Origin of the sequence: Streptomyces sp. NPDC048288 (assembly GCF_043201555.1) — a bacterium.
Taxonomy (GTDB): Bacteria; Actinomycetota; Actinomycetes; order Streptomycetales; family Streptomycetaceae; genus Streptomyces.
On sequence record NZ_JBICZD010000004.1, the window covers coordinates 689,527 to 710,977 of the forward strand.

The 21,451-nt window shown below is 73.9% G+C and carries 22 protein-coding genes; 10 read left to right on the top strand and 12 right to left on the bottom strand.

The window, feature by feature from the left end:
* The first annotated feature begins 169 nt into the window (after window positions 1-169).
* Both ACGFZS_RS18390 and ACGFZS_RS18395 read left to right on the top strand, forming a co-directional pair.
* Window positions 170-862 carry a hemerythrin domain-containing protein gene (locus ACGFZS_RS18390; RefSeq protein WP_393795941.1) on the top strand — a complete coding sequence of 231 codons (693 nt, stop codon included), beginning with the start codon at window positions 170-172 and terminating at the stop codon, window positions 860-862.
* Between the two features lie 4 nt (window positions 863-866).
* The gene (locus tag ACGFZS_RS18395) at window positions 867-1,781 is read left to right on the top strand and encodes a pyridoxamine 5'-phosphate oxidase family protein (RefSeq protein WP_393795942.1); all 915 of its coding nucleotides are present in this window, start codon (window positions 867-869) and stop codon (window positions 1,779-1,781) included.
* Window positions 1,782-1,835: 54 nt separating this feature from the next.
* On the opposite strand, the gene ACGFZS_RS18400 is transcribed toward ACGFZS_RS18395, so the two are convergent.
* The 6 genes from ACGFZS_RS18400 to ACGFZS_RS18425 all read right to left on the bottom strand — a co-directional run bounded on the left by ACGFZS_RS18400 (window position 1,836) and on the right by ACGFZS_RS18425 (window position 8,400).
* Window positions 1,836-3,365 carry an alpha/beta hydrolase gene (locus ACGFZS_RS18400; protein WP_393795943.1) on the bottom strand — a complete coding sequence of 510 codons (1,530 nt, stop codon included), beginning with the start codon at window positions 3,363-3,365 and terminating at the stop codon, window positions 1,836-1,838.
* A complete protein-coding gene (locus ACGFZS_RS18405) occupies window positions 3,362-4,519 on the bottom strand; it encodes a serine hydrolase domain-containing protein (protein WP_393795944.1) in 1,158 nt (385 codons plus the stop codon). The genes ACGFZS_RS18400 and ACGFZS_RS18405 overlap by 4 nt, the downstream gene beginning before the upstream one ends.
* 89 nt (window positions 4,520-4,608) lie before the next feature.
* On the bottom strand, window positions 4,609-5,874 hold the full coding sequence (locus ACGFZS_RS18410) for an RNA polymerase sigma factor (RefSeq protein WP_393795945.1): 1,266 nt from the start codon (window positions 5,872-5,874) through the stop codon (window positions 4,609-4,611).
* The gene (locus tag ACGFZS_RS18415) at window positions 5,871-6,212 is read right to left on the bottom strand and encodes a YciI family protein (protein WP_393795946.1); all 342 of its coding nucleotides are present in this window, start codon (window positions 6,210-6,212) and stop codon (window positions 5,871-5,873) included. The genes ACGFZS_RS18410 and ACGFZS_RS18415 overlap by 4 nt, the downstream gene beginning before the upstream one ends.
* Window positions 6,209-6,955 (bottom strand): nuclear transport factor 2 family protein, encoded by a 747-nt coding sequence (locus tag ACGFZS_RS18420; RefSeq protein WP_393795947.1) that lies wholly within the window; start codon window positions 6,953-6,955, stop codon window positions 6,209-6,211. The genes ACGFZS_RS18415 and ACGFZS_RS18420 overlap by 4 nt, the downstream gene beginning before the upstream one ends.
* A gap of 98 nt (window positions 6,956-7,053) precedes the next feature.
* Window positions 7,054-8,400 (bottom strand): FAD-binding protein, encoded by a 1,347-nt coding sequence (locus ACGFZS_RS18425; RefSeq protein ID WP_393795948.1) that lies wholly within the window; start codon window positions 8,398-8,400, stop codon window positions 7,054-7,056.
* Between the two features lie 213 nt (window positions 8,401-8,613).
* Here ACGFZS_RS18425 and ACGFZS_RS18430 point away from each other — a divergent pair, with 213 nt between their 5' ends.
* From ACGFZS_RS18430 to hypE, 8 genes are all read left to right on the top strand, one after another.
* Window positions 8,614-9,750, top strand: coding sequence for an acyltransferase family protein (locus ACGFZS_RS18430; protein WP_393795949.1), 1,137 nt, complete (start codon window positions 8,614-8,616; stop codon window positions 9,748-9,750).
* A gap of 20 nt (window positions 9,751-9,770) precedes the next feature.
* Entirely contained in the window at window positions 9,771-11,441 is a 1,671-nt protein-coding gene (locus tag ACGFZS_RS18435; protein ID WP_393795950.1) for a hydrogenase maturation protein, read from the top strand.
* Window positions 11,438-12,019 carry a hydrogenase maturation protease gene (locus tag ACGFZS_RS18440; protein WP_393795951.1) on the top strand — a complete coding sequence of 194 codons (582 nt, stop codon included), beginning with the start codon at window positions 11,438-11,440 and terminating at the stop codon, window positions 12,017-12,019. The genes ACGFZS_RS18435 and ACGFZS_RS18440 overlap by 4 nt, the downstream gene beginning before the upstream one ends.
* Before the next feature lie 66 nt (window positions 12,020-12,085).
* Window positions 12,086-12,808, top strand: a complete 723-nt coding sequence (gene hypB, locus ACGFZS_RS18445) for a hydrogenase nickel incorporation protein HypB (RefSeq protein WP_393795952.1) — start codon at window positions 12,086-12,088, stop codon at window positions 12,806-12,808.
* Window positions 12,805-15,180, top strand: a complete 2,376-nt coding sequence (gene hypF, locus ACGFZS_RS18450) for a carbamoyltransferase HypF (protein ID WP_393795953.1) — start codon at window positions 12,805-12,807, stop codon at window positions 15,178-15,180. Before hypB ends, hypF begins: the two co-directional genes overlap by 4 nt.
* Window positions 15,181-15,183: 3 nt before the next feature.
* Window positions 15,184-15,486, top strand: a complete 303-nt coding sequence (locus tag ACGFZS_RS18455; protein WP_393795954.1) for a HypC/HybG/HupF family hydrogenase formation chaperone — start codon at window positions 15,184-15,186, stop codon at window positions 15,484-15,486.
* A complete protein-coding gene (hypD, locus tag ACGFZS_RS18460; protein ID WP_393795955.1) occupies window positions 15,483-16,610 on the top strand; it encodes a hydrogenase formation protein HypD in 1,128 nt (375 codons plus the stop codon). The genes ACGFZS_RS18455 and hypD overlap by 4 nt, the downstream gene beginning before the upstream one ends.
* Window positions 16,611-16,677: 67 nt before the next feature.
* A complete protein-coding gene (gene hypE / locus ACGFZS_RS18465) occupies window positions 16,678-17,667 on the top strand; it encodes a hydrogenase expression/formation protein HypE (RefSeq protein ID WP_393659286.1) in 990 nt (329 codons plus the stop codon).
* A 44-nt stretch (window positions 17,668-17,711) separates the two neighbouring features.
* On the opposite strand, the gene hypA is transcribed toward hypE, so the two are convergent.
* The 6 genes from hypA to ACGFZS_RS18495 are packed head-to-tail and all read right to left on the bottom strand — an operon-like array spanning window position 17,712 to window position 21,429.
* Complete coding sequence (gene hypA / locus ACGFZS_RS18470) at window positions 17,712-18,050, bottom strand: hydrogenase maturation nickel metallochaperone HypA (protein WP_365678580.1); 339 nt, start codon at window positions 18,048-18,050, stop codon at window positions 17,712-17,714.
* 7 nt (window positions 18,051-18,057) lie between these two features.
* Complete coding sequence (locus ACGFZS_RS18475) at window positions 18,058-18,234, bottom strand: hypothetical protein (protein WP_393659246.1); 177 nt, start codon at window positions 18,232-18,234, stop codon at window positions 18,058-18,060.
* Between the two features lie 22 nt (window positions 18,235-18,256).
* Entirely contained in the window at window positions 18,257-18,463 is a 207-nt protein-coding gene (locus tag ACGFZS_RS18480) for a hypothetical protein (protein WP_393659248.1), read from the bottom strand.
* 44 nt (window positions 18,464-18,507) lie between these two features.
* Window positions 18,508-19,104 carry a DUF5947 family protein gene (locus tag ACGFZS_RS18485; RefSeq protein WP_393795956.1) on the bottom strand — a complete coding sequence of 199 codons (597 nt, stop codon included), beginning with the start codon at window positions 19,102-19,104 and terminating at the stop codon, window positions 18,508-18,510.
* Window positions 19,101-19,646 (bottom strand): NifU family protein, encoded by a 546-nt coding sequence (locus tag ACGFZS_RS18490; RefSeq protein WP_393795957.1) that lies wholly within the window; start codon window positions 19,644-19,646, stop codon window positions 19,101-19,103. The genes ACGFZS_RS18485 and ACGFZS_RS18490 overlap by 4 nt, the downstream gene beginning before the upstream one ends.
* Entirely contained in the window at window positions 19,639-21,429 is a 1,791-nt protein-coding gene (locus tag ACGFZS_RS18495) for a nickel-dependent hydrogenase large subunit (RefSeq protein ID WP_393795958.1), read from the bottom strand. The genes ACGFZS_RS18490 and ACGFZS_RS18495 overlap by 8 nt, the downstream gene beginning before the upstream one ends.
* Window positions 21,430-21,451: the final 22 nt, after the last annotated feature.

Consider the following 21,451-nt stretch of genomic DNA (forward strand, 5'->3'; position numbering starts at 1 on the left):
TACCCGAGCACGGCGCCGATGCCGTCAACAGACGATAAACGCGGTGTCCTCAGGGCCGTCGACGCGGCCGGCGGACCGCATGCCAAGCCGGCCGCCAAGCGGACGCCAAGAGGGCCGCGGCACGGTGGGCGACCGACACCGACACACCTGATCGCTGGAGCAAGCAAGCGTGTCCCCCTACAGCAGCCAGGGCGCCCCGGCCACCGCCGAGCGTCCTCACACCCACGAAATGGTCGTGGTCCACCGGGTCTTCCGCCGCGAGTCGGCGATGCTGCCCCGGCTGGTGCGGGCCGTACCCGACGGCGACACGGCCCGCGCGGCCCGGGTCACCGAGGCCCTGCGCGACTACACCAACGGCCTGCACCACCATCACCTCGCCGAGGACGAGCTGGTCTGGCCGCTGCTGCGGTCCCGGGCCGCGCACGACGAGGCGCTGGTGGGCCGGATGACCGAGCAGCACGAGGCGATCGACGCCACCCTGACGGCCGTCGCCGAGTGGCTGCCCGTGTGGGAGCGGTCCGCCGACCGGATCTCCGGCGAGGAACTGGCCCTGGCCCTGGACGCGCACCGCACCGCCCTCCTGGACCACCTCGACGAGGAGGAGCGGTCGGTACTGCCGCTGATCGCCGCGCATCTCACCGTCGCCGAGTGGGACCTGGTCGGAGAGCGCGGCATGGAAGGGATACCGAAGAACAAGCGCATGCTGGCCCTCGGCGCGATCCTGGAGGAGGCCACGCCCGAGGAGAGCGCCTACTTCCTGGGCAAGGCCCCGCTCCTCGGCCGGCTGCTGTGGCAGGCTGTCGGCCGCCGCCAGTACGCCGCCTACCGCAGGGCCATGCGTGCCCCGCTGGACGGGGAGTAGCCCGGTGACCGTTCTCGACTCCGCCCCGCTCGACGTCCTGGACGCCTACCGCACCTGCGAGTTCGTCACCCTCGGCCGGGACGGCGCGCCCGCGGCCTGGCCGACGGCCGTGCGGCGCCGCCCGGACGGGACCCTGCTGCTCAGCACGTCCCTGGCGTTCGCGCAGAAGGCGCTGAACATCCGCCGGGACGGCCGGGTCGCCCTGCTCTTCTCCGACCCCACCGGCAGTGGCCGCGAGGAGCCTCCGCAGATCTTCGTCGGCGGCCGCGCCGAGTGCCCCGACGAGATCATGACCGGACCGCGGGGCGCCGAGGACTACTGGCGGATGCTGTTCACCCGGCAGCCGCACAGCCGGTCCTACCTCGCGCCTCCGATGCGCCTGCTGATGGACTGGTACTACCTGCGGCTGCTGATCACCGTGACGCCCGAACAGGTCGTCGTACGGCCGCAGTTGCCCGCGGCGCCCGGCACGCCCGCACCGGCCGGCGACCTGGTCGGCGCCGCGCAGATCGCCCGCTACCCGACGGCCGTGCTCGCCGCCCGCGACGCCTCCGGCGCCCCGGTGGCGGCCCGGACCCGGGTGGTGCCCACGCCCGAGGGCTTCTCCGTGACCGTGCCGGCCGACTGCCCCGCCGCACCGGGCCCCGCCTCGCTTCTCGTGCACCGGCACGACGAGCTTCTCAACCACATGCACAACGCCCTCGTGCGCGGCGAGTTGCGGGAGAGCGACACGGGATGGCTGCTGGTCCCGGACAAGGTGGTGGAGCCGATGGGCACGGGCCGCGCGAGCGACGCGCTGAGCGTGCTGCGCACCACGAAGCGGGCCACCGACCGCTATCTGGCCCGGCGCGGTCTCGCCCGGCCGCGTGTGCGGTGGCCGGAGTTCAAGGCGCTGGCGCGGGACGCGCGCCGGGCCTGATCCGGCCGGGAACCTCCGGGCCGTCCCGGCGCGGGAACGGCCCGGAGGCACTGCTCAGTGCGGGGACGCGGCGCAGGTGACGTCCGCGCCGGGCAGCCGCCCGGTCGCGAAGTAGGCGTTGACGGTCGCGTCCACGCAGTCGCTGCCGTAGACACCGAACACCGCGTGCTGGTCCGCGCCGCGCAGGGTCACCAGCCGGGAGCTCGGCCAGCCGTCGTGCACCGCCTGGGCGCCCTCGTAGACGGTGCGCGGGTCGCCGGTGGCGTTGACGAGCAGGGCCGGCACATCGTCCCTGATCGCGGTCGGCCGCTCGCGCGGCGGCTCCCAGAAGGCGCACGGCCCGATGTTGTTGGTCACCGGACCGAACAACGGGTCCTGCGCGCGGGCCGTCTGCACATCACGCCAGTACGTCCGCGGATCGCGGGGCGCGGCGACGTCACCGCAGAGGATGGACATCTGCACACTGCCGTAGGCCGATTCGGACCCGGTGAGCATGAAGCCCAGGGTGTCCGCGAGCCAGGCGCTCGGGGTGACGGTCCTGCCGTCGGCCGCGTCCCGCAGATCGCGCACGCCCTGGGCGAAGGCGCCGTAGGCCGCGTCGTTGTCCTGGGAGAGGCCGCTGAAGACCACCATCGGTACGGCACCGTCGTCCACCCGGTAGGCGCCGACCCGCAGCGGCGCCCGTTCGGCGGCGGCCTGGATCCGGTCCACGGCCGCCAGCACCGCGTCCCGGGTGCGGCCCAGGCCGTACGTCGTGTCCCGGGCGGCGGCCCAGGAAGCCCAGTCCCGCAGGGCGTGCCGGTTGGCGGGTTCCGAGCCGCGCAGCAGCCGGGGGCTGTAGCGGGCGGGGTCGGCCACCCCGTCCAGGACCACCCGGTCCGTGCGCCCCGGGAACATCGTGGCGTACACCTCGCCGAGGTAACTGCCGTACGAGTAGCCGAGATAGGAGATCCGCCGCTCGCCGAGCGCGGCGCGGATCACGTCCATGTCCCGCGCGGTGTTCCGGGTGGTGGCGTACGGCAGTACGTCCCCTTCGTACTTCCGGCAGTCACGGGCGAGTTCCTCGGCGAAGGCGGTGGAGCGGTCGAAGCCGGCCCGGTCGTGCCCCGGGCCGCGGATCCCCGACCCCGTGGGCCAGTGGCAGTCCAGGGCGGTACTGCGGCCGACGAACCGGGGGTCCACACCGACCACGTCGTACCGCTTGCCGACGTCCTTCATCGCCGCGCGCACCCACGGCGGGTCGCCGATCGTCTGCCCGCCCGGCCCGCCGCTGTTGAGGAGCAGCGCGCCGACCCGGTGGGCGGTGTCGGTGGCCCTGATCCGGGAGACGGCGACGGTGACGGTGCGGCCGTTGGGATCGGCGTAGTCCAACGGCACGGTGACGTCGGCGCATCGGGCGCCGGCCTTCTCCAGGTCCTTGCCGGTGTCGTCGTCGGGCCCGAGCACGCAGCTCTTCCAGTCGAGGTGCTGGTGGTGGTAGTGGGCCAGGGGGTCGGGGGCGGCGCTGTGGGCGGTGGCCGGTGTGGTGCCGAGGGCCAGGGCGCTCGCCAGGGCCAGGGCGGCCGATGCCGCGAAGCCGGTCATGCGGAGGTCCTTTCGGAGGCACAGAGGGAGGTGTCGACGAGGTCCTGGAAGTCCTGTTCGGCCCGGAGGGTGTCCGGCACCTGGTCGAGGGCGACGGCCACGCTCCGGCCGCCGGGCCCGACGGCGACCAGCGCCCGGTGCCCGCCCGGCACGGTCCCGGCGTGCCCCCACCACACCCCGCCGCACGACAACGGCGACGAGATCAGGCCCAGCCCGTACCGGGCGCCCGGCCACAGCCGGTCCGGATCGGCGGCCACCGTCCGTTGCATCTCGCGGAGTCGGGGCGCGGGCAGCAGCCGTCCGCCGAGCAGCGCGTCGGCGAACCGGGTGAGGTCGGACTGCGTGGAGACGAGCGCTCCGCCCACCCCGCCGAAGGTCGTGTTCCAGTCGGTGCCGTCGACGCGCCGCCCGTCCTCGGCGGCGAAGTAGCTGTGCGAGTACCGTCCCCGGATCCGTGTCTCGTCACCCGGCCAGTACGTGTCGCGCAACCCGAGGGGTTCGATGATCCGTCGGTCGATCTCGGTCTCCGGACCGCGGCCGGTGACCTGCTGGACGATCAGGCCCAGCACCAGGTAGTTGGTGGTGGCGTAGTGCCAGGGCTGCCGCGGGCGGGGGAGTTCGAGGGCGCGCGCGATCAACTCACGGGGCTCGAAGTGGCGGTGGCGCAGCCGCTCCGGGTGCTCCCACTCGGGGGCGTCGAGATAGTCGGGCAACCCGCTGGTGTGGCGCAGGAGTCGGCGTACGGTGATGTGCTTCCCGGCAGCGCCGAGGGTGCCCGGCAGATAGTGTGCGACGGGGGTGTCGAGCGAGAGCCGGTGTTCGGCGGCGAGTTGCAGGACGACGGTCGCGGTGAACGTCTTGGTGACGCTGCCGACGCGCAGCCGGTCGGTGGTGTTCATGGGGCGGCCGGTGCCCAGATCGGCCGTACCGGCCGTCTCGGACCAGCGCCCGCACGGGCCGTCGGCGAGGACCGAGGCTCCGGCGATGTGGTCGTGTGCGGTGAGTGCGGTCAGGGCCCGGCGGACCTCTTCGTGTCTGCCGCAGGGCTCGGACGGCCCGGGTGGGGACGACCGCGCGGAGGCCGAGGGTGCGGCCGCCAGCACGATCGCCGCCACCGATAACGCCAGGGCGGACTTCGCGGAAATCATTGCCATGCGCCCACACGCTAGGCAGAGCCCGCCTCGCGATCACTCCAGTGGGCTGCCGCATTCGGGGTGGGGGAAGCCCCCGGCCGGGGCTCCGGTCAGCCCCCGGCGCCGCCGCACTGGGCGAGCCGCTTCTCCAGGAACCGGCGTTCGGCCGCGTTCTCCACCAACTCCAGGGCCCGCGCGTACGATGCGGCCGCCTCCCGCAGGCGTCCCATCCGGCGCAGGAGGTCGGCGCGGGTCGCGGGCAGCAGGTGGTAGCCGGCCAGCTCGTCCGCCGCCTCCAGCTCCGCGACCAGGGCGAGCCCCGCCTCGCCGCCCTCGGCCATGCCCACGGCGACCGCGTGGTTCAGCCGGACCACGGGGGAGGGGACGTACCGCTGGAGTTCGCCGTAGAGGCCGGCGATGTCGGCCCAGTCGGTGTCGGCGGCCGTCGACGCGGTGGTGTGGCAGGCCGCGACGGCCGCCTGGATCTGGTAGGGGCCGGGCCGGCCGCGACGCAGGGCACCCTCCAGGAGCGCGGCACCCTCGTCGATCGCGGCGCGGTCCCAGGCCGTGCGGTCCTGGTCCTCCAGGGTCACCAGGTCGCCCGCCGCGTCCACCCGGGTCTCCCGGCGGGCGTCGTGCAGCAGCAGGAGCGCCAGCAGCCCGGCCGCTTCCGGCTCGTCGGGCATCAGCCGGGCCAGCAGCCGGGCCAGGCGGACGGCCTCGGCACACAGGCCGGCGCGGATCAGGTCGGCGCCCGCGGTGGCCGCGTACCCCTCGTTGAACAGCAGATAGAGCACGCCCAGGACGCCCGTCGTGCGTTCGGGCAGCAGATGCGCGGGCGGCACCCGGTACGGGATACCGGCGTTGCGGATCTTCCGTTTGGCCCGCACCAGCCGCTGCGCCATCGTCGCCTCCGGGACCAGGAACGCCCGCGCGATCTCCGGCGTGGTCAGCCCGGCCAGGGTGCGCAGGGTCAGCGCGACCCGGGCCTCGATCGGCAGCGCCGGGTGACAGCAGGTGAAGAGCAGCCGCAGCCGGTCGTCCCGCACCCCGCTGTCGTCGCCGTCGTGGTCCGGGTCGTACGGCCCCTCGTCCCGTGCCAGCACGGCGGCCTCCCGCAGCTTCTCGGCGCCCACCGCCTCCCGGCGCAGCACGTCCAGGGCACGGTTGCGGGCGGTCGTGGTCAGCCAGGCGCCGGGGCGGCGCGGCACTCCGTCGCGCCGCCACCGGTCGAGCGCCTGGGCGAAGGCGTCCTGCGCGCACTCCTCGGCGAGGTCCCAGTCGCCGGTCACCCGGATCAGGGTGGCGACGACCTGGGCCCACTCCTCGCGGAAGGCGGCGGCGACGGCCGCCTCCACCTCGTCCGTGGCACTCACTCCCAGACCGGCCGCACCTCCACGGAGCCGCCGGCGAGCGCCGCGGGGTGCCGCGAGGCGAGCGCGAGGGCCTCGTCGAGGTCGGCGACCTCGATGATGTCGAGCCCCGCGATGTACTCCTTGGTCTCGGCGAACGGCCCGTCGCTCAGCAGCATTTCGTCACCCTGGACGCGCACCGTGGTCGCGTCGGCGGCGGGCCGCAGCCGGGCGCCGCCCCGGACCACGTCCCGGGTGCGGACCTCGTGGATGTACGAGGTGAAGCGCGGGTCCTCGGCGATCTCGGCGGGGCTCAGCTCCTCGCCGCCGACCGGGGTGCAGATGAACAGGACGTACTTCATGACCCCTCCTTCCCGGTGGTCCCCGCCGACGGGACCGAGACGTGCTCGTGGGCGATCACCCAGCTGAAACCGGTGTCGCGGTAGCCGGTGGAGACCCGCACCACCTGGTCCAGGGGCTCCCCGGTCACCCGGGTGCCCCGCAGCCGGACCAGGGCGTGGCTGAAGGTACTGCCCTCGCCGGGGCGCACCCGCAGGTCGAGCACCTCGCGGTGGACCGGCCCGGTCAGCGTCGCGAACCACTCCTCGACCGCCTTGCGGACCGCGGCGATCCCCGACTGCGCCTCGGCACCGGCCGGTCCGAAGGCCTCCACGTCAGGGGCGTAGCAGGCCGTCATCCGGTCGACGTCGCGCTCGCGGGCGGCCTCGGTCAGCTCGCCGTCGATCCGGCGGACGGCCGTCCCGGCGTCCTCCATGAGCCCCTCGTCCCAGAACGGGCGCACCTCCAGGGCCCCGATGGTGGCCACCGGGTGCCGGGCGGCGATCCGTACCGCCTCCTCCAGACCGGCGCAGTCGACGACGTCGAACCCGGCGACGTACTCCTTCGTCTCCGCGAACGGGCCGTCGGTGCGCAGCACCTCCCCGTCGCGGACCCGGACGGTGACCGCGGTGTCCGGCAGCCGCAGCCGGTGGCCGTACAGCCGGGCCCCGGTGCGCACGCCGTGCTCCTCCACCCAGGGTTCGACCGGTGCCATCCCGGAGGCGTCGGCGGTGTCGTCGCCGCAGACCAGCAGCATGTACTTCATGGTTTCCTCCCGGTGCTCATGTGCTTCCTACACCCCACCGACGAACGGCGCCGGGCGGAATCGACACACCGAGGTCCCGCAAGCACCTGTGGCCCCGGTCACAGCCACAGACCGTGCCCCCTGCCCAGCACCCCGTGCGGGTCGTGCACGTTCTTGGCCTCGGTCAGGGTGCCCCACTGGCTGCCGTAGTGCTCCCGCCAGTCGGCGGGCGACATCGGCAGCGCGTTGACCGGGTAGGCCACGGCGCCCTTCGCCCGCGCGTACTCGAACGCCGTGCGGTTGGCGGCCACCATCGGGTCGGCGGCGCCCGGGGCCGCCGTGCGCAGCAGGGCCAGCAGCAGGACTACCTCGCCGTGCGGGCGGCGGAACAGCGGGGCCCGCAGGGTGCGGGTGAGCAGCGGGTAGAGCAGGACCAGGCCGTTCTCGCGCAGGTCCCGGAAGGCCGGGTCGGTGAGGACGTCGGTCACCACGGAGGCGGCGGTGTCCTCGGGGAGCAGCAGGTTCAGCCAGGGGTGCGGGTGCAGCCACTCGCCGCTCGCGCGCAGGATCTCCTCGTCCTCGGCCACCCGGTCGGCGAACTCGGCGTAACCGAGGTCCGTGATCTCGGCCGAGTCGAAGGAGAGGTCCGCGAGCAGGGCCGGGTCGTCGGGCGGGGTCGGCCCCTGGTGGGCGGCCACCGCCTCGACCATGTAGTGCCAGCCGCCGGCGGTGTCCTCCAGGGGACGGGCCTGCCCCTCCAGATAGGCGAAGCGCCGGTCCGTGGCCAGCAGGTGCTGGTCGGACAGGTAGCCGTCGAGGTCGGGGTAGTACAGGCAGTAGCGGCGCACCAGGGCGGGCGCGGGGGCCAGCCGCAGGGTGGCCCGGACGATGACGGCCACCTGGCCCAGACCGGCCAGCACCGCGTGGAAGAGGGCGCCGTGCCGGTCCGGCGAGCAGACCAGGTGCTCACCGGCCCCGGTCACCACCTCCAGCTCCAGCACCGAGTCCGCGACCAGACCGTGCCGGTGGCTGGCGCCGCCCAGGCCGCCCGCGCTCAGCACCCCGCCGACGCCGGCCCCGAGGTAGTCGGTGAGGACGGGCGGGGCCAGTCCGTGGGGCAGGGTCGCCGCGAGCACGTCCCGCCACAGCGCCCCGGCCCGCACCTCGACCCGGTCCCCGGTCACCGGCCCGACCGCGCTCAGCTCGCCCAGGTCGAGGACGATGCCGGCGCGCGCCTGCCCCTGGCCGTACAGGGAGTGACCGCCGGACCGCGCGGCCACCGGGATCCCGCGCGGCCCGGCGTACGCCAGCGCGTCCTTGATCTCGGCGGCGGACCGGGGCCGCAGCACGCCCAGCGGCGGTGCGTGCACCAGCCCGCCGAAGTCCCGGGCCGCTTCCCGGAGGGTCTCCGGGCGGGTGTCGAGCAGTTCCTCGCAGCGGGCGGATCCCCGGTCCGACGACGTCACGGTGGCACGCTCCCAGGAGATGGCGGTCGGTACGGACGTGACCATCTTCGTCCGGCGGCCCGCCGGACGGGCGTGGTTTCCCGTGTCGACACCCACACGGAAGGGTGGGTTTACGCCGGGGAAATCCGGAGAGCAGCGTGTCCGGAGCGGTGCCGTCCGGGGCCTCCGCCCCGTCTTCGCCCCCGTCCCCCGTCGCTTTCCGAAGCGCATGTCATGTGTAAGAGGTGTTCTGGTCTGTCCGGCTTCCGCGAGACAGCAGCCACAGTCGACGCGGCCGGGAGCGGCCCGCCGGGCGGCGGGCGGGACGCCTACTTCGACAACGCGAAGTACCTGGCGATCGTGCTCGTGGCCGTCGGGCACGCCTGGGAGCCGCTGCGCGCGGACAGCCGTACCGTCACCGCGCTCTACACCCTCGTCTACGCCTTCCACATGCCGGCGTTCATCGTCGTCTCCGGCCACTTCTCCCGTGGCTTCGACGCGAGCCCGGCCCGCATTCGGCGGCTGGTCACCGGCGTTGCCGTGCCCTATGTGGTGTTCGAGGTCGCCTACACCCTCTTCACCCGGTGGAGCGACCACGCCCCGGACCGCGACATCAGCCTGCTGGACCCCCTGTACCTCACCTGGTTCCTGGCGGCCCTGTTCCTGTGGCGGCTGACGACGCCGATCTGGCGGATCACGCGGTGGCCGCTGCCCGTCGCGCTCGCCGTCGCCATGCTCGCGAGCCTCTCCTCGTCCATCGGCGACGACCTCGATCTGCAGCGCGTCCTGCAGTTCCTGCCGTACTTCGTGCTCGGCCTGTGCCTGCGGCCGGAGCACTTCCGCCGGCTGCGCCGCCGGAGCGTCCGGATCTGCGCGGTGCCGGTGTTCGGCTGCGCGCTCGCCGTGGCGTACTGGTCGGTGCCGCGCTCGGGCTACCGCTGGTTCTTCCACCGCGACAGCGCCGAGCAGCTCGGCGCGCCCGCCTGGTACGGGCCCGTCATGACCCTCGCCACCTTCGGCTGCTCCCTGCTGCTGGTCGCCTGCTTCCTCGCCTGGGTCCCGGGCCGCCGCACCTGGTTCACCGCCCTCGGCGCGGGCACCCTCTACGGCTATCTGCTGCACGGCTTCCTCGCCCAGGGCGCCAAGCCCGCCCACTGGTACGACCCGGCCTGGACGCACGGCCCACTGGGCGCGCTGACCGTCACCGTCGCCGCCGCCGTGGCGGTGACCCTGCTGTGCACCCCGCCGGTGCGCCGGGTCTTCCGGTGCGTGATGGAACCCCGGATGGACTGGGCGTTCCGGAAGGAGGAGGGGCGGGCGCCGCAGGACGGGCGGCGAAACGCCGCGCGGGTCCTTTCCGGAAGCCGCTGAAGCGGCGAATATGCCGCACCATGGACATTCTGCTCGTCGCAAGCGCGTTCAACAGCCTGTCCCAGCGGGTCTACGCCGAACTCTCCGACCTCGGCCACCGGGTGGACGTCGTCCTCGCCGCCCACGGCCCCGACGCCGTCCGCTCCGCCGTACGGGACCGGCGCCCGGAGCTGATCATCGCGCCGATGCTGAAGACGGCGCTCCCCGACGACGTGTGGCAGCGGCACACCTGTCTCGTCGTGCACCCGGGTCCGCTCGGCGACCGGGGCCCCTCCTCCCTCGACTGGGCCGTCGCCGAACAGGCCCCCGACTGGGGGGTGACCGTCCTGCAGGCCGAGGCCGCCATGGACGCGGGCGCCGTCTGGGCGAGCGAGCCCTTCCCGGTGGAGCCGGTCGGCAAGAGCGACCTGTACCGGGGCGAGGCCGCCGACGCCGCCCTCACCGCCGTCCACCGGGCCGTACGACGGTACGCGGAGGGCTCGTACAAGCCACGGCCGCAGAGCGGTCCCGAGATCCGCGCCCGGGTCGTCTGGCGCGACGTCTTCCGCCAGTCGCGGCGGCGGATCGACTGGGCCGCCGACGACACCCCGACGGTGCTGCGCAAACTCCGCGGGGCCGACTCCCAGCCCGGGGTGCTGGACGAGATCCGCGACCGGGAGGTGTTTCTGCACGGGGGCCATCCCGAGGACCGGCTGCGGGGCCGCCCGGGCGAACTGCTCGCCACCCGCGCGGGCGCCGTCTGCCGGGCCACCCGCGACGGCGCCGTGTGGATCCCCGAACTGCGCCCCCGGAAGAACTCCGGCGACCCGGCCCCCTTCCGCCGCCCCGCGGCCGACGTCCTCACCGGCCCGGCCCTCCCCGAGGACCCCGCCCCGCTCGAACTGCCCCCGGACCGCCGCACCTGGACCGACATCCACTACCGGCAGCACGGCGACGTCGGCTTCGTGAGTTTCTCCTTCCCCGGCGGCGCGATGAGCACCGGCCACTGCCGTCGCCTGCTGGCCGCCTACGAGTACGCCCTCGCCCGGCCCACCCGGGTCCTGGTCCTCGGCGGCCGGCGCGACTTCTTCTCCAACGGCATCCACCTGAACGTCATCGAGGCCGCCGCCGACCCCGCCGCGGAGTCCTGGACCAACCTCAACGCCATGGACGACCTGGTCGAGGCCGTGCTGCGGACCACCGACCGGCTGGTGGTGGCCGCGCTCGGCGGCAACGCGGCGGCCGGCGGAGCCATGCTCGCCCTCGCCGCCGACGAGGTCTGGTGCCGCACCGGCGCCGTCCTCAACCCGCACTACCGGCGGATGGGCCTGTACGGCTCGGAGTTCTGGACGTACTCGCTGCCCCGCCGCGTCGGAGCGGACACGGCCGCGCGGCTCACGGACGAGGCCCAGCCGGTGAGCGCCGCGACGGCCGCCCGGACCGGACTCGTCGACCGGCTGCTCCCGGTACCCGCGCGGGGGTTCACCGGAGAGGTCGAGCGGCTGGCCGCCGCGCTCGCGGAGCGGTCCGACCTCGATCGCCGGATCGCCGCCAAGGCCGCGGCACGCCGCGCCGACGAGGCGGAACGGCCGCTCGCCGCGTACCGGAAGGACGAACTCGCCCGGATGCGGGCCCTGTTCTTCGACCCCACCGCCCCCTACCACGCGCTGCGCTCCGACTTCGTCCGCAAGGTCCCCGGCGGTGCCCGGTGACGCGGCTGCTGGTGGCGGGCGTCGGCAACATCTTCCTCGGCGACGACGCCTTCGGCCCCGAGGTGATCCGCGCCCTGGCCGAGCGCCCGCTGCCGCCCGGGGTGCGGGTCCGGGACTTCGGCATCCGGGGCATGGACCTCGCCTACGAGCTGCTCGACGGCTGGACGGTCGCCGTACTCGTGGACGTGGCCGCACGCGGGCACCGGCCCGGCACCCTGTCGCTCGTCGAGCCGGCACCGCCCGACGGCGCCCCGGCCGCCCCGCCCGAGGCGCACGGCATGGACCCGGCGAAGGTGCTGGCCCTCGCCGCCCACCTCGGCGACGAACCCCTGCCCCGGGTCCTCGTCCTCGCCTGCGAGCCCGGCGAGCTGCCGCGCGGCGACGAGGACATCGCCCCCGGCCTCACCGGACCGGTCCGGGACGCGGTCGGGCGAGCCGTCGCCGCCCTGCACGCCCTGGTCCCGGCGCTGCTGGCGGATCCCCTGGTCACGCCCCCGTTGGACCGCCCGGAGGAATCCGCGGGCCGCGCCGCGGCCGGGCTCCCGCACCCGGCCGCCACCGGCGCGGAGGATCGCTAGCGGACCAGGACGAGGACCCACCCGTGCCACCGGTCCTTCCCCAGCCGAAGCGACCGAGGAGCACCCATGTGTCAGTCGGAGGAGGTCACCCGGGCCGTCCTGGCCAGGAACGACGGCCTCGCCGCCAGCCTGCGCGAGGACCTGGCCGCGCGCGGGGTGAGCGTGGTGAACCTGCTCTCCAGCCCCGGCAGCGGCAAGACCGAACTGCTCGGCCGGGTGCTGGCCAGGGCCGGGCAGCGGGACGTCCCCGTCGCCGCCTTCACCGCCGACCTCGCCACCGAGAACGACGCCCGGCGGCTGGCCCGGTCGGGCGCTCCGGTCAAGCAGCTGCTGACCGACGGACTCTGCCATCTGGAGGCCCGGCAGGTCCGCGGCCATCTGGACGGCTGGCTGCCCGCCGACACCGCGCTGCTGTTCGTGGAGAACGTCGGCAACCTGGTCTGCCCGGCCTCCTACGACCTCGGCGAACACCTGCGGATCGTGCTGATGGCGGTCACCGAGGGCGAGGACAAGCCCGCCAAGTACCCCACCGCCTTCGGCTCCGCGCACCTGGTCGTCCTCACCAAGACCGACCTCGCCGGACCGGCCGGCTTCGACGGGACCGCCTTCGCCGAGCAGGTACGGCGGGTCAACCCCGGAGTGGAGATCGTGCCCACCTGCGCCCGCACCGGCGAGGGCGTCGACACCGTCCTCGACCGGGTGCTCGCCGTACGGGACGGTGCCCCCGCCCACCGGCCGCCCCTCGCCCCGCACCCGCACGGTCACGTCCACGCCCCGACCGCCTCGTGACGGCCCCCACCACGGCGACCGCCGTCCGCCGGCGCATCACGGTGCGCGGCACCGTGCAGGGCGTCGGCTTCCGCCCGTACGTCCACCGCCTCGCCGCCGACCTGACGCTCACCGGGTTCGTCGGCAACACCGCGAGCGGGGTGCTCATCGAGGTGGAGGGGGCACCGGCCGGGGTGGAGCGGTTCTGCGCGCGGCTCGCGGACGAGCCGCCGCCGCTGGCCACCGTCACCGCCGTGGGCGTCGAGGAGGTACCCGCCACCGGGGCGGACGGCGGATTCACCATCCGCGCCACCGAGGAGTCGGCCCCGGGCCGCGCCCTCCTCCCGCCCGACACCGCGACCTGCCCCGACTGCCTGCGCGAGCTGGCCGACCCCGCCGACCGCCGGCACCGGCACCCCTTCATCACCTGCACCCACTGCGGACCCCGCTTCACCATCGCCACCGGCATGCCCTACGACCGCGCGGTCACCACCATGTCCGGCTTCCCCCTGTGCCCGGACTGCGCCCGCGAGTACGACGCCCCCGCCGACCGGCGCTTCCACGCCCAGCCCGTCGCCTGCCCCGACTGCGGCCCCCGGCTGCGGCTGGTGCCCGCCGCGGGCAGCGGGGTGCGGGCGGCCCGCGACGGCGACGCCCTGGCCCGGGCGCGGGAACTGCTCGCCGCCGGGCGGATCCTCGCCGTGAAGGGCATCGGCGGCTACCACCTGGCCTGCGACGCCTCCCACGCCCGGGCCGTCGACACCCTGCGCACCCGCAAGGCGCGCGGCGACAAGCCGTTCGCGGTGATGTGCGCGGACCTCGCCCAGGCCGAACGGATCGCCGAGGTCGGGACGGCGGAGCGGGCGGCGCTCGCCGGCCCCCGCCGGCCCATCGTCCTGCTCCGCCCCCGGCACGGGGTACGGCTGGCCCCCGGCGTCTGCCCGGGCAGCCCGCACCTCGGCGTGATGCTGCCCTACACCCCCGTCCACACCCTCCTGTTCGGCCTCCCCGGCGACCCGCCCGGCCCCCGCGTCCTCGTCATGACCAGCGGCAACCGCTCCGGCGAGCCCATCGTCACGGACGACGACGAGGCGCTGACCCGGCTGTTCGGACTGGCCGACGCCTGGCTCGCCCACGACCGGCCCATCGCCTCGCCCTGCGACGACTCCCTGCTGCGGGTCCGCGCCGACGGCACCGAACAGGTCCTGCGCCGCTCCCGCGGCTACGCCCCGCGCCCGCTGCGGCTGCCCGTCCCGGTGCGGCCCGCCCTCGCGGTCGGCGGCGACCTGAAGAACGCGCTGTGCGTCGGCGAGGGCGACCTGGCCTGGTTCGGGCCGCACATCGGCGACATGGGCGACCTGGCCACCCTGGAGGCCGCCGTCCGGGCCGAACGGCATCTGCACCGGCTGACCGGAGTCCGCCCGGAACTCGTCGCCGCCGACCGCCACCCCGGCTACCACTCCGCCGCCTGGGCCCGCCGCCGCGCCGCCCGACTCCCGGCGAAGAGCCCGGTGTTGGTCCAGCACCACCACGCCCATGTCGCCGCCGCGATGGCCGAGGCGGGCCTGGACGGCACCGCCCCCGTCATCGGGGTCGCCTTCGACGGCACCGGCTACGGCGACGACGGCACCGTCTGGGGCGGCGAGGTGCTCGTCGCCGACTACACCGGTTACCGGCGCCTCGCCCACCTCGCCCCGGCCCCGCTGCCCGGCGGGGACGCGGGCGTGGCCAACCCCTGCCGGACGGCACTGGCCCGGCTCTGGGCGGCCGGGCTGCCCTGGGACCCGGACCTGCCCAGCGTCGCCGCCTGCTCCCGCGAGGAACTCAGGCTGCTGGCCCGGCAGTTGCCCAGCCAGGTCGGCTGTGTGGCCACCTCCAGCATGGGCCGGCTCTTCGACGCCGTGTCCTCCCTCGCGGGCGTCTGCCACCGCGTCGGCTACGAGGCCCAGGCCGCCCTGGAACTGGAGGCGCAGGCCTGCCTGGCCTGGGACGCCGACCCGGTCGCCTACCGCTTCGGCGACCGCTTCGACCCGGCCCCCGCGCTGCACGCGATCATCACCGACCGGCGCCAGGGCGTCCCGGTGCCGGTGATCGCGGCCCGCTTCCACCGCGGCGTCGCCCGGGCGGTCCTGGACGTCTGCCGCGCCGCCCGCCGGGCCACCGGCCTGACCGCCGTCGCCCTCACCGGGGGCGTCTTCGCCAACGCCCTGCTGGAGGGTGCGAGTACGGACCTGCTGGGCGCCGACGGATTCACGGTCCTGCTGCACGGCGAGGTCCCGCCCAACGACGGCGGCCTGGCCCTCGGGCAGCTGGTGGTAGCGGCCCACGAACGATCCGACCACGACCGCCCCGACCACGACCGACGTACCCGATTCAGCGACGAGACGGAGTGACCCATGTGTTTGGCAGTGCCCGGCAGAGTCGTGAGCATCGACGACACGGCCGATCCGCTCACCGGCCTGATCGACTTCGGCGGAGTGCAGAAGCAGGCGTGCCTGGAGTACGTCTCCGACGTGCGGGTGGGGGAGTACGTCATCGTCCATGTGGGCTTCGCCCTGCAGCGGCTCGACGAGGAGTCGGCCCTGGCCTCCCTCAAGCTCTTCGAGGAACTGGGGCTCCTGGACGAGGAGTTCGGTGACGCCTGGCAGCAGGCGGCCCGGCAGGCGGCTCCGGAGACCGAGGGGAGCGAGCCCCGGTGAAGTACCTCGACGAGTTCAACGACCCCCAGCTGGCCCGCCGGCTGCTCGACGACATCCGGGCCACCGTCACCCGGCCCTGGGCCCTGATGGAGGTGTGCGGCGGCCAGACCCACTCGATCATCCGGCACGGCATCGACCAACTCCTTCCCGAGGAAGTCGAGTTGATCCACGGACCCGGCTGCCCGGTCTGTGTGACCCCGCTGGAGTGCATCGACAAGGCCCTGGAGATCGCCGCCCGTCCCGGTGTCATCTTCTGCTCCTTCGGCGACATGCTCCGGGTCCCCGGCACCGACCGGGACCTGTTCCGGGTCAAGGGCGAGGGCGGCGACGTCCGAGTCGTCTACTCACCGCTCGACGCGCTCCAGCTCGCCCGGCGCCACCCGGACCGGCAGGTGGTGTTCTTCGCCATCGGCTTCGAGACCACCGCCCCCGCCAACGCCATGGCCGTCCACCAGGCCAAGCGCCTGGGCCTGACCAACTTCACCCTGCTGGTCTCCCACGTCCGGGTCCCCCCGGCCGTCGAGGCCATCATGACCGCACCCGCCTGCCGGGTGCAGGGCTTCCTGGCCGCCGGGCACGTGTGCAGCGTGATGGGCATGGCCGAGTACCCGGAACTGGCCGCACGGCACCGGGTCCCCATCGTCGTCACCGGGTTCGAACCGCTCGACATCCTGGAGGGCATCCGCCGCGCCGTGGGCCAGTTGGAGCGCGGCGAGCACCGGGTGGAGAACGCCTACGCCCGGGCCGTCCGCCCGGACGGCAACCCGGCCGCGATCGCCATGATCGAGGAGGTCTTCGAGGTCACCGACCGCAACTGGCGGGGCATCGGCCGCATCCCCGCCAGCGGCTGGCGGCTCAGCGAGGCCTACCGGGCCTATGACGCCGAGCACCGCTTCGACGTCACCGGCATCCGCACCGAGGAACCGGCCGAATGCCGGGCCGGCGAGGTCCTCCAGGGACTGATCAAGCCCACCGACTGCGCGGCCTTCGGCACCACCTGCACCCCGCGCACCCCGCTCGGCGCCACCATGGTCTCCAGCGAGGGCGCCTGCGCCGCCTACTACCTCTACCGCCGGATGTCCCAACCGGCCGTTGCGCGCGAGGAGATGAACCCCGTTGGCTGAGCAGACCGTCGTCGACCCCGCGCACTGGAGCTGTCCGGCACCGATCCGCGACCAGCCGGTCGTGGTGATGGGCCACGGCGGCGGGGGCGCCCTCTCCGCCGAACTGATCGAGCAGGTCTTCACCCCCGCCTACGGCAACGCCCTCCTCGCCGGGATGACCGACTCGGCCGTCCTGCACCTCGGCGGCGCCCGGCTCGCCCTCTCCACCGACTCCTACGTCGTACGGCCGCTCTTCTTCCCCGGCGGCTGCCTCGGCGACCTCGCCGTCAACGGCACGGTCAACGACCTGGCGATGAGCGGCGCCCGGCCCGCCTATCTCTCCGCCGCGTTCGTCCTGGAGGAGGGCGTGGAGCTGGCCGTCGTCGAGCGCGTCGCGCGGGCCATGGGGGCGGCGGCCGAGACCGCCGGGGTCACCATCGCCACCGGCGACACCAAGGTGGTCGAGGCCGGACACGGGGACGGCGTGTACGTCACCACCGCCGGGGTCGGCCTGGTGCCCGAACGGGTCGACATCCGGCCACAGCGGGCCCGGCCCGGGGACGCCGTGATCGTCAGCGGGCCGATCGGCCTGCACGGGGTCGCCGTGCTGAGCGTGCGCGAGGGGCTGGAGTTCGGCGTCGAGATCGCCAGCGACACCGCGCCGCTGGCCGACCTGGTGGCCACCATGCTGGACGTCACCCCGGACGTCCACGTCCTGCGCGACCCGACGCGCGGCGGCCTCGCCGCCTCGCTGAACGAGATCGCCCGCGCCTCGGGAACGGGGGTGCGGCTCGACGAGCGGGCGATCCCGGTGCCGGACGCGGTCGCCAACGCCTGCGGCTTCCTCGGGCTCGACCCGCTCTACGTCGCCAACGAGGGCCGCCTGGTGGCCTTCGTCCCGCCGACGGAGGCCGAGGCCGTGCTTGACGCCATGCGCGCCCATCCGCAGGGGGCGGGCGCGGCCCGCATCGGCACGTGCGTGACCGAGCACCCCGGCATGGTCGTGGTCGCCACCGGACTGGGCGGCACCCGCGTCGTCGACATGCCGCTCGGGGAGCAGCTGCCCCGGATCTGCTGAGCGGAGCGCGCGGACCCCGCGGGTGCCGGCCGGCACCCGCGGGCTCACTCGACCGCGGTGATCTCCAGCTCCCGGCCGCTGCGCAGCTCCGTGGAGGGCCGGTCGCAGCGCGGGCACCAGAAGAACGGCGGCATGCCCACGGCGAACTCCTCGCCGCAGGGACCGCACCAGGCCCGCGCGGTCACCTGCTCGACCACGAGCCGGGCGCCGGCCAGGGCGGTGCCGTCCCGGGCCATCTCGAAGGCGAAGTCCAGCGCGTCAGGTACGACCCCCGAGAGCTCGCCGACCCGGACGGACACCGTCGACACGGTGTCCGCCCCGTCCGCCCGGGCCCACTCGTCGGCCTGCTCCACGATCGCGGTCGCGATCGACAGTTCGTGCACGCCGGACTCACGGATACCGGTGGCCCGCGCGCAGGCCACCGGCGATGCGCCAGATCTTCAGCTCACGCACGAGGCTGGGCAGCTGGCTGACGGCCAGTGCCAGGACCAGCGCGCTGACCACGGCGACCTCGGCGGTCAGCACGCGCTGAGCCGTCGTCCCTGCTCTTTTCCGTTGGATCAACATCCGGGGAACTCCCTGATCTGTGTCATCCCGGCGGGATGTTCGGCATGACGTCCAGGAGGACGTCGTGACGTTTCCAGTCGATGTTGGTCGAGCGCCGCGCGTCGGCGGTGCCGTCCTGGTGGTGTCCGGTCTGTTTCCTGTACGGCCCCTCGTTGCCCTGGTGTATGCCGGGCACGTGGGACGGCGTGTCGGGCCTGGCCTGGGCTCGGCCCACTCTGATGTTGCCCATGTGGTTTCTCCTTCCGGTGTTGCCGTTCGTCGAGGCCGCTCGGCTCAGGGCCGCTCGGTGAGCTCCTCGAAGAAACGCTCCACGGCCGGCCACATCCGGCCGCCGCCGGAGAGCCCGCGCCATTCCCGGCGGACCACGGCGAGCATGCGGAAGCAGTCGTCGACCGGGACGATCCAGTGGTGGTCCAGGCCGTGGACCGTGTTGACCAGCAGCGCCTCGACATCGGGGGCCATGTCGGCCAGCGGCGGGCAGCCCGCGACCGCCCGCTGCCAGGCCGCCGCGTCCACCTGCCAGCGCATGGCCCCCGCCGGGCTCGGCCCCTCCGCGGTGACCGAGCCGTCGGCCCGCGGTACGAAGAAGACCAGGCCGACCGGGACCCCGAGGGCCGCGGTGTCGACCTTCGGGAGGCGGACCCGGCGGGTGGGGATCAGCCGGAAGTGGCCCTCGCCCCGGGGCGTCTCCGCGAACAGCACCGAGCAGGGCCGGCAGGCGCAGCGGACCTCCGCCTGCCCGGTGTCGTACAGGTGTGAGTGGTCGGCGGAGACCGGGGCGGCGCACAGGTCGCACACCTCCGCCGCCGCGGCCGGCCGGTGGTCGGCCGCGGAACGGATGAGGCGGGCCAGGGCTCCGTCGGTGGTCACCGGGCCTCCTGTGGCCGGCGCAGGGAGTCCAGCGGGACGAAGGCGGGCGCCGGAGCCTGCGGCAGCGGCTGCACGTCGGACAGCTCGGGGGCCGCGGCGAGCACCGCCTCCCGGACCGCGTCGGTCACCTCCGTGGTACCTCCGCCGCACCCGGAGCCGCAACCGCTGCCGGTTTCCAGCCGCACCCGGCCCACCTCGCCCTCCACCCCGGCCCACTCGACGTCGCCGCCGCGCTCCTGTACCGCCGGGCGCAGCCGCTCGACCGCGCGGGCGGCCCGGCGCTCGGGGGAGTCGGGGTGGATGTCGTGCAGGACGAGGAGGTGGTCGAGCAGCTCGTCGTCGGCCAGCCGGTCGGTCAGCGGCGGGTCCGCCCGGTCGAGGATCCGGGCCAGCGCCTCGCCGTAGACCTCGGTCAGCAGGCGCACCGCCTCGACCGCCTTGCCGCCGGCCGGGCCCGGAACGGACTCCAGGTCCTCGAGGAGCGAGTCCAGGCGGGCCAGCCGGGCCTCGACCGCCGGGCCGTCGAGCCGGCCCTCAGCCATGGTTCGCCCCGTACGTCGGCGAGTGCGTGACCGTCACGGTCTTGCCCTTGCCGGTGTACATGTGGACACCGCACGGCAGACAGGGGTCGAAGCTGCGGACCGTGCGCATGATGTCGACGCCCTTGAAGTCGTCCGGGCCGTTCTCCTCGAAGATCGGCTGGTTCATGACGGCGTCCTCGTAGGGGCCGGGGGTGCCGAACTTGTCGCGGGGGCTGGCGTTCCACGGGGTCGGCGGGTACGGGTGGTAGTTGGCGATCTTCTTGTCCTTGATCACCAGGTGGTGGGAGAGGACCCCGCGCACGGCCTCGTGGAAGCCGCAGCCGATCGCCTCGTCCGGCACCTCGAAGTCCTCGAACACCTTGGTGTCGCCGGACCGGACCAGGCCCATCGCCTCGTCCAGGAACTGCAGGGCCATCGCCGCCGCGTAGGCGACGAAGTACGGCCGGGCGCGGTCCCGTTCGAGGGTGTTGGACCACTTCGGGATCTTCCACTCCAGCGTGGTCTCCGGCAGAGTCTCGCCCTTGGGCAGCGAGATGCGCACGCTGTGTCCGGTGGCCTTGATGTACGGCGTGTCGACGAGGCCGCTCAGCGCGGTCGACCAGAGCCGGGCCAGCGGGCCGCCGCCGGTGTCCAGGGCGAGGTGGTCGCCGGTGCGCTGGTCGTACCAGCGGGGGCTCATCACCCAGCTGTAGTTGCCCTCGAAGTCCCGCTTCTGCGGCACCGGGAGGGTCGTCTGGTTCCACGGGTGGCGCATGTCGACCGGGTTGCCGAGCGGGTCGTGGGTGACGAACGGGTCCTCGTTGACCCAGTCCTCGTAGAACGAGGAGCCCAGCATGATCCTGAGGCCGAGGTTGATGTCGACCAGGTTGTTGGTGACCAGCTTGCCGTCGACGACGATGCCCGGGGTGACGTACATCGCCTTGCCCCAGCGGTCCATGTTCTCGTACTTGTAGTCGACCACCTTCGGGTCCTGCCAGGCGCCCCAGCAGCCGAGCAGGATACGACGCTTGCCGACCTCCTCGTAGCCGGGCAGCGCCTCGTAGAAGAAGTCGAAGACGTCGTCGTTCATGGCGACGGCCTTCTTCACGAAGTCGATGACGTGCATCAGCCGGCTGAGGTAGTCGGTGAACGCGGTCGGCGACGGCATGGTGCCGACACCGCCCGGATAGAGCGTGGAGGGGTGCACATGGCGGCCCTCCATCAGGCAGAACATCTCGCGGGTGGTCCGGGAGACCTTCAGGGCCTCCTTGTAGACCTCGCCCTCGAAGGGGTTGAAGGCCTTCATGATGTCCGCGATGGTCCGGTAGCCGTGGATGTCACCGCGCGGCGCGGTGGTCTTCTGCGCGCGGGCCAGGACGCTCGGGTTGGTGGCCTTGACCATCTGCTCGCAGAAGTCCACGAAGACCAGGTTGTCCTGGAAGATCGTGTGGTCGAACATGTACTCGGCCGCTTCGCCGAGGTTGACGATGTGCTCGGCGAGCGGCGGCGGCTTGACGCCGTACGCCATCTGCTGGGCGTAGTCGGAGCAGGTGGTGTGGTTGTCGCCGCAGATGCCGCAGATGCGGGAGGTGATGAACCCGGCGTCGCGCGGGTCCTTCCCCTTCATGAAGACGGAGTAGCCGCGGAAGAGGGAGGAGGTGCTGTGGCACTCCACCACCTCCCGGTTGGCGAAGTCGATCTTCGTGTAGATGCCCAGGTTTCCGATGATCCGGGTGATCGGATCCCAGGACATGTCCACGATCTGCGCGGGCTTGCGCCCCTTCTGCCGGGCCTCGGTTGTCATCGGCGTTCGCTGACCTTTGCTG